2 protein-coding genes are annotated in these 14,663 nt (G+C 36.8%); both read right to left on the bottom strand.

Annotated elements, in window-relative coordinates; all coding sequences use genetic code 11:
- Window positions 1-4 precede the first annotated feature (4 nt).
- Window positions 5-6,076, bottom strand: a complete 6,072-nt coding sequence (locus tag K412_RS0112735; RefSeq protein ID WP_024833472.1) for an SDR family NAD(P)-dependent oxidoreductase — start codon at window positions 6,074-6,076, stop codon at window positions 5-7.
- Complete coding sequence (locus K412_RS21385) at window positions 6,076-14,625, bottom strand: SDR family NAD(P)-dependent oxidoreductase (RefSeq protein WP_024833471.1); 8,550 nt, start codon at window positions 14,623-14,625, stop codon at window positions 6,076-6,078. The genes K412_RS0112735 and K412_RS21385 overlap by 1 nt, the downstream gene beginning before the upstream one ends.
- Window positions 14,626-14,663: the final 38 nt, after the last annotated feature.

Below are 14,663 nucleotides of genomic sequence, written 5' to 3'. Positions count from 1 at the left end.
TTCATCAATCAAGTATAAAATCTCCATCATCTTCTGCTTCGTACTTTATTACGGCTATATCATTTTTCAATAAAATATCGTTTAAACGGATGTTAATATCGTCTTTAATTACTTCCAGTATCTCAATGTAATGCTTTATAAAACTTTCTATAGTATTTCTTTTAAACAAGCATGTCCTGTACTCCATGAACATTTCAACCTTATTGCCTGATAAAGATGCACTAAGAGTAATATCAAACTTTGCAGTCTTATTTTCAAAATCTACAGGCCTTATAACAAGTCCCTGCAATGAAATTTCCTTATCAGAACCAATACTGTCAGGAATATTCATCATATTGAAACAAACGTCAAATAGAGGATTTCTGTTTTGTATTCTCTTAAAGTCAAGCTTCTCTAGAAGACGTTCAATCGGGTAATTTTGATTGTCATATGCTAACAGACAACTGTTCTTAACGTTATCCAAATATGTTTTATATGACAAATCGCCGCTAATATAACTTCTTACAGGAATAGTATTTACATACATCCCCATGGTGTTCTGAATATCCTCATGGGTTCTCCCCATTACATTACAGCCTATAACTAGGTCCTCCTGAGATGTTAGCTTATTAAGCAGAATATAGAATGCGGAAGTCAAGACCATATTAATGGTTGTATTAGCAGTTGCTGCTATACTGTTAAGTTCATCACACAACTTCTCATCCAATGAAAATTTGACACTTTCACCTTCATAAGATAGTATCGGAGGTCTTTTGTAATCTGTAGGAATATCTAACAGTGGAATTTCTCCTTTAAAAACATCAAGCCAATACTCTTCAGTCTTTTTTATTGCTTCCGAGTTGTAATAGCTGTATTGCCATTCGGCATAGTCTTTATATTGGGCAGCAATCTCAGTTAATGGATTATTTTTAAGCAAATTGAAAAAGTCATTGAGCATAATCCCTACCGAAGTTCTATCTGCGATTATATGGTGAACATCTAACATAAGAGTGTAGTTTAAAAGCCCAGTCTTAACAATCTCTACTCTCGGTAAAGTAGGTTCTTCCAGACAATACGGCCGTATAAAGGAATTTATTATCTTCTCAACAGGCGTACCCACAGCCTCAGAATATTTAATGTCAAATGTTACGTCATCATGGATTTTAAATACGGGTACTCCCTTATGCATATGGAAGGATGTCCTTAATGATTCATGTCTCTTAATCAACTGCCTGAATATTTGCTCAAATTGAGCTATATCCGGGTTTCCTTCAATGTTAATTATTATAGGTGTGTTATAGCTGATGTTCTCAGGAAACCTCTGATATAAAAGATAAATAGCTTTTTGCTGCGATGTTACAGGATAAAACTCTTTATGTTCAGCACGCTTCAAAACAGCTACATCATTTAATTCAATTGTACTTTCATTATTAAGCCCTTTTTCATCAAGGTAAGCCCCCAACTCATTCACACTTTGATAATTAAGCACGTCTACAATGCTTAAGTTTACATTTAAATGCTTATTTAAACTATTTACTAATTTCATTGCAAAGACGGAGTCTCCGCCCAAATCGTAGAAGTTGTCAAATATATTGACTTCCTGCAGTCCAAATATATTTCCCCATATCTTTGCAGCCTTGATTTCTGCCTGAGTATAATCGCTATCTTTACGGCCTTTAAGAACAACATCAGCTAAAGTGTCAATATTTTTTGTGTTTGAAATTAAACTGTTTTTGTGTTTATTAATTATACCTCTTATACTTTTTGATAAACCAATTTGAAGCTTTTCAATCATTGAGCTTTCATAATCCAGTTCACCTATTATCGCTCTATGGACAGATTTATGAATTATACTTCCAAATGCATTTATGGCATCCTCGGTAGATATTGGTTTAAATATCATATCAATATTTACACCGTGATTTACTGCCATACCTGTTTCACTCCACGCAGGCCAGTTAATAGAAAGCATTTTTCTTCCTTTTTTGCTGCAGTAGGCAGAAAATGCATCTAAAAATGAGTTAGCTGCCGTATAGTCTCCTTGTCCCGGGTATGCAACAAATGACGCAATAGAAGAAAACAGAACGAACATATCAAGCTGTTCATTTTCAGTCAATTTATCCAGAATCCATGCGCCATATACCTTTGGCTTAATTACGTTTTGGAATGTACATAAGTCTTTGTTCATCAAAAGACCCTGACCCGCAATACCAGCACTATGTACTATTCCTCTGATTCGTCCGAACTTTCTTCTTAAATCCTCCATTACAGCTTCCATTTGCTCATATTCACTTACATCAGCACTGTAGCAAACAATTTGAGAACCCTGTTGTTCAATGGCTCTAAGCTTCTCTAATATATTGCATAGACGTGAATCCTCATTCTTTTGGAGTATTTCATCCCACATTTCACGTTTAGGCAAAGAAGACCTGTTTACCAGTGCAAGGTTCACCTTAGAACAGGCAGCAAGATATCTGCATATTTCCAGACCTATTCCACCGGTACCTCCGGTAATTACATATACACCATCGGAACTGATTTCCACTATTTCCTCTGGTATAGCCTCAGTTCTCATTGGCTGAATCTCTTCTGTGTAGAACATCTTATTTCTGAATGCGACTTGAGCTTCAATATCGGAACAGCCTATTATTGATATAATGTCCTTAGCCGATATACTACCGTCACTATCAATGCTTCTACATCTGAAATCCGGATACTCATTATTAATAACCTTAGCTAAGCCGAATACACATGCATACTGCGGTTGCAGGAACTCTTCATTTCCCGTCACCGAGTTTACATTTCTGGATACTATATACATATCCACTTTCTTATTTTGTGCTTTGCCAATTAAATGCTTTGTGAGTGAAAACAAGCTGTAAACACTCTTTTCCAGGCTATTTGAAAGAGCATCTGTATCTTCAACCTCCTGCATATCATTTGCCGTACATAAATGAAATATATGTGTAAGTCCATCAAAATTTACTTCGTTTATAAAGGTTATATAATCCCTTTCATCTACAGAAATCTCATATCTGCTATTATCAGTTTTTGTATATTGAGTGCCGAGTCTCAACTCAATAACCTGCCACCCGCAGTTTTTCAGCTCTTGTACCAAATCGTCACCAAGTCCAAGGTTGTCCTTAAATACAATAGCTTTCCCATGTGTTACGGGAGTTTCATTCAAAGCAAGGTCTTTTTGTACCCACTTTGTAGTGTAAAACATAGGGTTATCTGCTTCCATATTTGAAATATTATTAGCCTTTTTGATGGTATACTCTTCAATTTCAGCAAAAACCTTACCTTCGCTATCTATAAAGTCAATATTGTAGGACTTCATTTCCTGCCGCTGGTCACTATCCTTTAAGTTATGAATATAGCTGTAGAATTTGGATGGTGTAGGCCCATAAATATTAATATTCTTATACGCAAATGGAAGATACCTTTCCTTTACAGTCAAAGCCAAAGCATTTAAAGCCATATCAAGTAATGCAGGATGGAGGTAATATTTCTCTAAGTCTTCAGCAAAGTTCTCAGGTAAAGTCAACTCCACAACTGCAGATGTTTTGCCTGTGCTCAGCGAAACACAATCAGTCCATCTGCTTCCAAACTGGATAAATCCCTGTGTAAAGTTATTGGGATTGATTTTGCCCAATTTGTCCATTTCCTCTGACAGTAAAGCGATATCCAGTTTCTTCTCGGCCTTTTCATCCAAAGGATATATCTTTCCTTGAACATACTCAATGAAGCCGTTATTGTTATTCTTATCTTCTGTTTCTCCAACAACAGCAAACTCCAGATAACCCTTCAGCTTCTTTACTATTGTTTGAATCCTCTTAGTCTCTCCTTCCCTAAGCATAAGAGGAAATATAACCGCCATATCGGCTAATCGGATATACTCAGTGTCAAAGTATTTTTTTCCAAGACACAACGCCATCTCAATAAATGAAACACCGGGCATTGCAAAATTCCCAGCAACTTTATGTTCTCCAATTACCCATTGCAAAGAAGGATTAAGTTCATTTATGTATATGTCTTGGTTCAAAGTTCTAAGATAAAGTTTTCCAAGCAAAGGGTGTATCTCATGGTTATCCCCATGAAACATCTCTGTGTCGGAAGTATTCTTTATAAACCTTGCTTCTATTGGTGATTTGCCCCTGCTTTCCGGCCAGCACCTTTTAAGATCAAATTGATATTTGGGCAAACTTACCTTTCTTGCTTCAGACTCTAAAAACAAGGTGTCCCATGGAATATCTGCACCATTAACATACAAATCACATAAATCCTTTAAAAGGCTGCTTTCATTCTTCCCACACTCAACATATTCCAAAGCTTTGCTTTTGGACAGCTCATCAAGTTTCTTTTTGTCTGACTTTGTAATAAGTCCATCTGCTCTTTCCCTTTTTACATCTGAAACCAGCCTGAAATCACCATAGTATATGTTTTCCTTTGGTATGCTTCTCAGTTCACCTTTATTTAAAATAGCAAGCTTGCCTTTTAGTTCAGCTATGCTATTTCCTACTATTGCAATCCTGTGATTGTGATGAACTCTACCTGTATTTACAGTAAAACAAACATCCTCTAAATCATAGCCTGTCTCATCTTCAAGAAAGTCAACATATTTACATATTAGTTTTTTTAATGATGTACTGCTTTTAGCGGATAAAGTGAATACAAAATCCTTACCAGTCGCTATATTGCTCTTTTCCTTAAGTTTGGGAGGTTCTTCAACAATTACATAACTGTTTGTACCGCTGATTCCAAATGAGCTTACACTTGCTCTTAATGGCTTTTCGTCATCTTTCCACTCAATTGTCCTGTCATTAAAGTAAACAGGAGACTCTATGAAATTTATATAGGCATTCGGTTCATTAAAATTGATTGTAGGTGGTATTTTTTTATGCTTCATAGCCATCAATACCTTAATTAATCCTGCCAATCCCGACGAAGCTACCAAATGTCCTATATTTCCCTTGGCAGTTCCGATAGCACATATCTGCTTCTTGTTGGTGAATCTTCTGAATGCATTTGTAATCCCTTTTATCTCGATTGGATCACCCAAAGCTGTTCCTGTACCATGAGCTTCTATATAGGATATGCTTTCGGGATTGATTTTTTTCTTCTCCCACAAATCCACAATCAGTTTTTCTTGGGCATAGGCATTAGGTGCAGAAATCCCGTTTGATGCACCATCATTGTTACATGCGCTGCCTTTTATTACTGCATATATATTGTCTCTATCCTTAATGGCTTTTGACAATGGTTTTAAGACAACAGCACTTACACCTTCACCCCAAACGGTTCCATTTGCTTCGTTGTCAAAGGGTCTTAATTTGTAATCAGGAGACTCAAGAGCTTCAAGCTTGTTATCCTTAACAGGCAGAAGCATTACCCTTACCCCACCGACTATAGCTACTTCGCAGTCATTATTTATCAAAGACTGGCAAGCAGTATGCAATGCCACCAGACTAGATGAACACGCTGTATCAATTACAAGACTTGGGCCATTCAGATTCAGCATGTATGATATTCGACTGGATAAAATCCCAGTAGCTGAGCCGTTAAATGCTATCATATCAAAGTCATCTATAAAATCCTTATAAAGAGGTTCATTCAAATGAGCCTTTCCTACAAAGACACCAGTTTTAGAGCCGCTTATTTTTGAAAAATTTATCCCTGCATCTTCTAATGCACCCCACACCACCATCAAAAACAGTCTCTGAACCGGGTCCATCGTATTTGCCTCTGCAGGTGATATATTGAAAAAGGCAGGGTCAAACCCTGATATATCATCTATATATCCTTGTTTAATAAAATCCTCATTTGTAAATTTACCTTTGTTTCTAACAAAACTTTCAATGTCTTTTCTTCGGTTTTCGGGAAAATCTCCGATACAATCTATGCCGCTTAGCAAGTTATCCCAGAATTCATTTATATTATTTGCTTTTGGAAGTCTGCAGTCCATACCTATAACAGCTATATCCTTATTGTTATCCTCTTGGTTTTCATATAGCTCCTTTAACATCAATGCAGCTTCATTTTTTGATATCTTCTGAGATATTACCTGCTCATATATATATTTCTTAATTTTTTCCACTATGCTTTACCTCCGGTTTTGATAACTTCATCAGCTTCACTCATGGAAATTTCGCCTTTTACCAACTTGTCCAAAATATCTTCTATATTGCTTTCTTCGACTACTCCGAAATCCGTATTTTCTTTAGCGCCAGCATTATCAATACCCTTGTTGTCTGTTTTGTCCTTAATATATGTTGCTAGTTGACTTACTGACGAATATGAGAATATGTCAGCAATATCTATAACTCCCGGAAATTCCTTGTCTATTTCTTTAAACATTTGTGTTGCAAGGATTGAGTCTCCACCCATTTCATAGAAATTCTCATAAATATCAATTTCTGTCATACCTAAAACCTTTGCCCATATTCCTGACAAAAGAATTTCGATGTCATCCAGCTCTTCAATATTTTTGTCCTTAATCTGAACACTGAGGGATTTACTCTTATTAATTTCTTTCTGCTCATTATGTTTCTTTTTCTTCGTAAATGCTGCCATCAGATTATTTGCCAAAATACTGCTTTCACCGTTCTTGGTAAAATACTCTGAATCCAATTCTCCAACAATGATTTCAGATAGTTTCTTATTTATAATTTCATCAAAAGCGCCTAGGGCCTCAGCTGTTGATATGGCCTTAAATGCTGTATCGGTATTCACACCATGGTCTACTGCCATTCCTGTTTCCTTCCATGCCGGCCAGTTTATTGATATTGTCTTTTTGCCAAGCCTGTTTCTATATGCCGCATAGGAGTTTAAGAATAAACTTGCTGCAGTGTAATCACCTTGACCCGGATATGCCAAAAAGGATGCAATTGACGAAAACAGAATCATGAAGTCAGGCTTATCCTCCCTTGTCAATGTGTCCAGAATAACCGTACCTTGGATTTTAGGAGCTATTACCTTCCGAAGTTCACCTTCTTCTTTCATAAAGATAAAACCGCTTCCGGCTACTCCGGCTGCATGAATAATCCCATTTATAGAGCCAAAATTCTTTCTTATTTCATTTAGTGCTTTTTCCGCTTGCTCATAAATTGAAATATCAGCACTGCAATAAATAACCTTTGAGCCTGGGGATTCAATATCAAGGATTGTTCTAATCAGTCTTTCTATCTTTCTGTCACACCCGCTTTCAAGAATACTATCCCATTCTTCACGGAGTGGAATTTCAGAACGTCCCACAAGAGCAATTTTTACCGACTTTCCTTTTGCAGCTATGTGCTTTGCAAATTCAAGTCCTAGCCCTCCTGAGCCTCCAGTTATTAGATATACCCCTTGTTCTCTTATATCCGTAACCTCATCAGGTACCTCTTCTATATTCATTCTTTCAATTCTGTTTATATACTTGATATTATTTCTTATAGCCATATTGTCAGGATTTTTATTAAATACAGCCTCTTTCATAATTACGTAGTTCCCAGATTTATTGTCAACATCAACAAATTTGCATCTTATCCCTTGATGCTCTTTGGATATTACCTTTGACAATCCGAATAACGCTGCATTCTCAGGATTTATACTTATTTCTTCACCTGTAATCTCGTTTGCATTTTTGGATATCACTATCAAATCCAAATCATCTTTTAATCCGTATTTCACCATACTTTTTGTAAGGTAAAACAGGCTGTATAATCCTTTACTCAAGTTGCTACCCGTATTCTCATCTGATGATGAGCTGTTATTGTCATCAACAGTCAGCATATGTATTATCCGAGATACCTTTTTGTCCTTCAAATCTTTTATAAGTTCATCATAGCTTTCCTTTGATTCACTTATTCTGTACATACCATCATTAAATTTCTCATACGCCGACCCTTGTACTACTTCTATTATGTCTTCTCCAGCAGCTTTGATTTCTTCAGCTATTTTTTTGCCAGCACCGTCCATGTGTCTAAGTACAACTGTAAGCCCTTGATTTAATACAACCTCACTTGAAGAAATATCTGCTGGTATCCATTTTGAATATGTAAAGATATTATCTCTGACCAGCGTTTTAAACTCATGAACCTTTTTTAGAGAAAACTCAGTTATCTCGATAAATACTTTGCCGTTCTCGTCGACTAAATCTATATCAAAACTTACGACTTCTTCATTTGCTCCTATATTTATACTTTTAATATAGCTGTAAAACTTATGAGGCATTTTTCCGTATACCTTTAGTCTCTTGTAAGATAACGGAAGATACCTTTTCTCATAAGTAAAACAATATGCTGCAGCAGCCATGTCCAGCATACATGGATGTATGTAATAAGTCTCCATGTCATGTACAAATTCATCCGGCAGAGATAATTGGGCAAGTGCCGTTTCACTGCCAACCCACAGCTTATGTATATTCAGCCATCTTGGTCCGAACTCAATAAAGCCTTTTGAAAGTTCATTTTGCTTAATCTCAAGTATGTCACAAGAACATCTTTCTTTAATCTGATTAATGTCATGGCTTGTAAATGCTGTGTCCTCATGAAAGCTAAAATTACCCTCTGCATGTTTTATCCACTTTTTAAGTGTGCCGTCGTTGCTGTCAGCAATATGGCTTACAATAGTAAATTCAAAGCTTCTATCTTTAAATTTAACAATTGTCTGAACTTCTCTTGTATCAGATTCCCTTAGTACCACAGGAGTATAGAAAGTTATATCATTTATCTGTATCTGACCATCATCAGATAACCTTCGGCCCGCTTGATATATCATTTCTATGTATGTAGTCCCGGGTATTACATAGCTTCCCATAATTATGTGATCTGATAGTACAAAATGTTTTTTAGGGCTAAACTCAGTAGAAAAAATAATCTGGTCTATGGATTCAACCATTTGCTTTTCCAATAATGGGTGTATAACTTTGATGTTATCACTAAAGTTGCGTTTTTCAGCTGAGTCTATATTTATCCAACACCTGTGTTTTTCAAAGGGGTAGGAAGGCAAACTTACTTTCTTTCCTGCTCTATTTCCCCTATAAAGAATATCCCAGTCAACGTCAGCTCCCTTTACATATAACTCACATAAACGCTCCAATAAGCTGTTATCAAATATATCCTGCTCTGCCAATTCCTCAGTGAGTAATCCCACCTGAGTAGTAAGCTCAAGTTTCTCCTTCTGTCTTAACTCGCCTTGCTGAAGGATTTCTTTGTCGATCATGATGACAAAATGTTTACCATAGAATCCTATAGCCCTGTCTAATCCACTAAACTTGTTTTCCAGAATAAAATCAAGCTTATACAGAAGTTCTTTTTTATCTTTAGCAACTACAGCCAGTCTGAAATTATGATGGGTTCTTCCCGTGTTTGCAGTGCTGCATATATCTTTTAAACATATTCCTTCTGAATTCTGGAGAAATGTTTTATATCTTCTCACCAATTCATATAGTGCAGCTTCGCTCTTTGCAGTGAGTCCGATTATTTCCGCACTGCTGTCATGGGCTACTGATTCATATTTAATTTCAGGAGCTTCTTCAAGAACTACATGGCAGTTGGTTCCACTAAATCCGAAAGAGCTTATTCCACACCTTCTGGCTGTGTTATTTACATCCCATTTTGTCAACCTGTCATTTACATAAACTGCAGTATCAATAAAATCTATCTTATCGTTTGGTTTCACAAAATGGATGGACGGAGCCAGTTCTTTATGTTTTAAGGACAAAACTGCCTTTAATAATCCTGCCATACCAGAAGCCTCATAAAGGTGTCCTATATTTGATTTTACAGTACTTATGGCACAGAAATTTCTTTTTTTGGTATGCTTCCTGAATGCTTCATTCAATCCTTCTATTTCAAGAGGATCACCTAATTCTGTACCTGTTCCGTGGGCTTCGATATATGACAATGTAGCCGGATCAATCTTCGAATCTCTCCATGCTTCAAGGATTACCTCTGTTTGTGCCTTAACATTTGGTGCTGTGATACCCACAGAAGTCCCGTCCTGATTCACAGCGCTTCCCTTGATTATGGCATATATGTTGTCTTTATCCTCAATTGCCCTCTTTAAAGGTTTTAAAAGAAAGCTTATTACTCCTTCTCCTATACCTGTCCCGTCAGAATCATCATCAAAGGCTCTTGTTCGGCCTGTTGATGATTCAATGCCGATTTTTATTTCATTGTCCAAGGGCATTATATTTATTTTTACTCCGCCCGCAATTGCTATATCACACTCTCCGCTCTTTAAACTTCTGCATGCCGTATGTACAGCAGTCAAGGACGAAGAACATGCAGTATCTATAAGCATACTGGGTCCCTTAAGGTCAAGGAGATATGAAATTCTGCTGGGGATTATGGATGTCAGGTTCCCAGACAAGGAAATAGGAAGTTCCCCCGGCTCTACATCTGAAATTATATCCACATAGTTATTAAGCGGGTTATTAGAAAACCCTACGAAAACACCTGTTTTTGTCCCCTTTAATTTATTTCCTCCATAGCCTCCATCCTCGATAGCAGTCCAGGCTGTCTCTAGGAATTTTCTCTGGTTGGGATCCATCAATGACGCTTCCTTTGGAGATAATTTAAAGAATTTGTAGTCAAATCCGTCAATTTCTTCCAAATATGCTGCTTCTAAGAATTTAAGATTTCCGATATCCTCCCCTTTAAATGAAAGATATTTTTCAATATCCTTTTTTCTATTTTCCGGTATATTTCTAATAAGGTCTTTACCATTTCGTATGCTATTCCAGAATTCATCCAAATTATGGCCTGTTGGCAAGTATGAACCTATCCCGATTATAGCAATACTGTCGTTTTTATCAGGTTCCGATTCTTCCTCAAGCATGAGATTATCATGAGAACCTTGGGAATCTGATTCGTCCAGTTGCTCACTCAGATATTTTGCTAAAGCTGAAATACTAGGATACGCAAACACCTTTGTCACACTTAGCATATTCGGAAAATATTTATCCAACTCTTTAAACATCTGTGAAAGCGCAATGGAATCTGCACCTAAGTCAAAGAAATTATCATATATGTCAATTTCTTTAAATCCAAGGACAGCCATACACACCTCAGCAATTTGCTGCTCAATCTTGCTGTATTGGTTTGTTTCTTTCCCCTTCAGTCTCACATTGGGCCTATTATTTGAGACATTCTGTTCCTTTAATAAAGCGCGCTGTTTTGCAGATTCCTTTAATTTATGTTTTATATCATCAGAAAGTTCAAAAGGCGCTTTCTCCAATAAAGCTGCCATATTACTCTCAAAATTCAGCTCACCAATCAACACTCTTGAGATATCTCTATGAAACACCTTATCAAAGCAATCCATGGCTTTTTTTGTAGTTATTGCTTTAAAAGTGGTATCCGCAGTAAATCCCTTTTCTACAGCCATTCCTATTTCTTTCCATGCAACCCAGTTAATGGTTGTGGCTTTTTTTCCATTGCCCCTTCTATAATCACTAAAGGAATCCAGATATGCATTTGCAGCAGAATAATCACCTTGTCCGGGAGCAGCCAATATGGATGATACTGATGAAAACAATATGAAAAAATCAAGGTTTTCTGCATTTGAAAAATGATTTAATAACCAAGTACCATAAACTTTGGCTCGGATAATAGCGTCAAAATCCTCTTTATTTTTTTCGATAATGAGTCTGTCATCAGCAACACCGGCACTATGAATAATCCCATGGATATTACCATACTTTTCTTTTATGCTATTTATGAGATTTCGTACATGAATCTCATCTGAAACATCCGCACTGTAGTATTCAACAGTTGAGCCTGTTTTTTCAAGACTCTTAATAGCTGATATCTTCTCCAAAAGCTTCTTGTTTTCGTTGTTAGCCGAAATAGTATCCCATGTGTCACGTTGGGGCATTTTCGAGCGATTAACCAATATAATATTAACCTTGGCTTCATTCGCCAGGTATTTGCCAACTTCATAACCTATTCCACTAATTCCTCCGGTTATTATATAAACGCCATTCTCCCGTACTTTTACTTCTGAGTTGCCGGATTTGTCAATATCAAACTCCGTGAAGCTTTCGACATACCTGTTACCATTTCTATAGGCAACCTGCTGTTCACCACTCCTTAAATGAAGTTCGCCAACCAAATCATCCTCACTAAACTCATCATCAATATCTATTAGCCTGCAAGAGATATTGGTAAACTCACGATTTATGACCTTAGCCAAGCCTGAAATAGTTGCATTTTCCGGAATAATTATATTGTCATTCTCAGCAATTTTGCTTATATTCCCAGCTACTATAAGAATACTAGTGCTATCAAAATCATAACCTTTAACTGCTTTTGCAATATTGAAAAGGCTATATAATCCATGCTCCAGATTTCTCTGCAATTCATCTGTGGTTTTCGCACTCTCATTTATTTCAGCAGCCAATAAATACACTATTTGTACGGATTTTGACTCTTTTATTTTGTCAAAAAGAAGGTTAAAACTATTTTCAAATGTATCTGTAATGTATTTGTTGTTATTTATCTGTTTGAAACCGTCCCCTAATGTTACCGAAACTATTCTGGCAGAACTGTTTTTAAGCTTATCTTCAAAATTTGAATAGCTCTTTTCAGAACTTCTCAGAATTACTATAGTTTGTGGGGTATCACCCTTTTCATCTTTCAACAGAGGCTTTTGCTTCCATACAATGTTATAGAAGCTTTTTTGACTATCATATTTACAGTTCTGAGCAGCAACCTCCTGTATCTCGCACCAGCAGCGCTCCTTGTCAAAAACATATGTAGGCAGACTTATTGTTTGAGGACGTTCTTTTTCATACAAAAAGCTCCAATCAATATCTGCTCCGTTAGAGTATAGACTACAAATTTCACTTAATAATGCCTTATCGGATTTATTAGTTCTGACAAATTCCTCAAGTTTAAAATGTGCCAGTCTATTCATACCTTCCAGTTTGTCCTCAGTAAGACCAACATCTGATTCAGTACTTTTCGTACCACGTATAACTTTGAAGTTATTGAAGAAAACATTTTCATAGTTTGATTTACTAACACCGTTACTGCAAAGCTTACTTATTGATTCTTTCAAGGATAGCAAATCCTGTGCAATTACAGCCACACGGTGATTATGGTGTTCTCTTCCTAAACTGGCCGTATAGCATAAATCTCTAATTTCTATGTTAGGATTTTTGTATAAAAAGCTGTTGTAAGCAGCAAGGAGCTTGTCCAAAGCCTCTTCAGATTTCGCAGAAATGGGCACTACAAACAATCCTGCACTTTTTACTTCACCAGCATGTCTGATTGCAGGAGCTTCTTCCAGAACCATATGACAGTTGGTTCCGCTGAAACCAAAAGAGCTTATCGCACCCCTTCTCAAATCTCCATTTGTGTCCCATTTTACTAGTCTGTCGTTTACATAAACAGGTGATTGTTCAAAATCAATTTTCCTGTTAGGCAAGTTAAAATGAATACTCGGTGGGATTTCACCATACTTTAAGCATAAAACAAGCTTAATAAGCCCAGCAATACCTGCGGCTTCATTCAAATGACCTATGTTGGTTTTAACTGAACCAATAGCACAAAATTGTTTCTTCTTTGTAAAACGTGAAAACGCCCTTTTTATTCCTTCAATTTCAATAGGGTCCCCTAGATTGGTTCCTGTTCCATGAGCCTCTATGTAAGATATAGTTTCAGGATTTATTCTTGCATTTTTCCAAGCCTTTGCTATAACATTTGCTTGTTCAGCTACATTGGGAGCAGTAATACCTATTGAATTCCCATCCTGATTTATGGCACTTCCCTTTATTACCGCATATATGTTGTCTCTGTCTCTTAATGCTTTACTTAGTGGTTTCAGCATTACAGCAGCCGAACCTTCTCCTACACCAATACCGTCAGAACTATCGTCAAAAGCCTTTGAACGATAGTTGGAGGAATCAATTCTAAGCTTAATTTTATTTATGGCCGGAACCAGGAAAAGCTTTATGCCTCCTGCTAAAGCCATATCGCATTCTCCGTTTCTTATTGCCTGGCATGCCAGATGTATCGCAACAAGAGAAGATGAGCATGCTGTATCTACAACCATGCTTGGCCCTTTTAAATCAAGGAAATAAGAAATCCTGCTGGGAATCATTGATGTCAGATTTCCGGTGAAAGCGCTGGGATTCTGGGCACTATCACTCTGTGATAATATGTCTGCATAAGTAACTTCTTCAGCATCACCAATGCAACCCACAAATACTCCTGTCTTGCTTCCCATAATCTTACTTCCGCCGTACCCAGCATCTTCTATAGTCTTATAAGTGGTTTCAAGAAAAAGCCTTTGAACCGGACTCATGAGGCTAGCTTCACTTGGAGTAAGCTTAAAGAATCCGTAGTCAAATTTATCTATCTCATTGAGAAATGCAGCTTGAAAAAATTCTATGTCCTCGGTATCACTACCTAATGAACGCAAATATTTCTCTATGTCACCCTTACGAGTTTCTGGAAACTCAACTATGCTATCTTTTCCGTCTCTTAAGTTGTTCCAGTATTCGCTTAAGTCATTTGCTTCAGGAAGATTTACCGACATACCAATAATTGCTATATCTGTACCTATCGAGTCATCATATGTTAGTCTCTTTTGCTCGCTTTCGTTCTTTACCTTATCTAAATCAAAGGAACTCAATTCTGAAAGATTAACTCCCATAATACCACCTTTATAAATTTTCTATTTAGAAATCTATA

This window comes from Ruminiclostridium josui JCM 17888, assembly GCF_000526495.1.
GTDB classification, from domain to species: domain Bacteria; phylum Bacillota; class Clostridia; order Acetivibrionales; family DSM-1351; genus Ruminiclostridium; species Ruminiclostridium josui.
The sequence above is the reverse complement of the archived record's forward strand: the minus strand, read 5'-3'. Positions and strand labels throughout refer to the sequence as shown.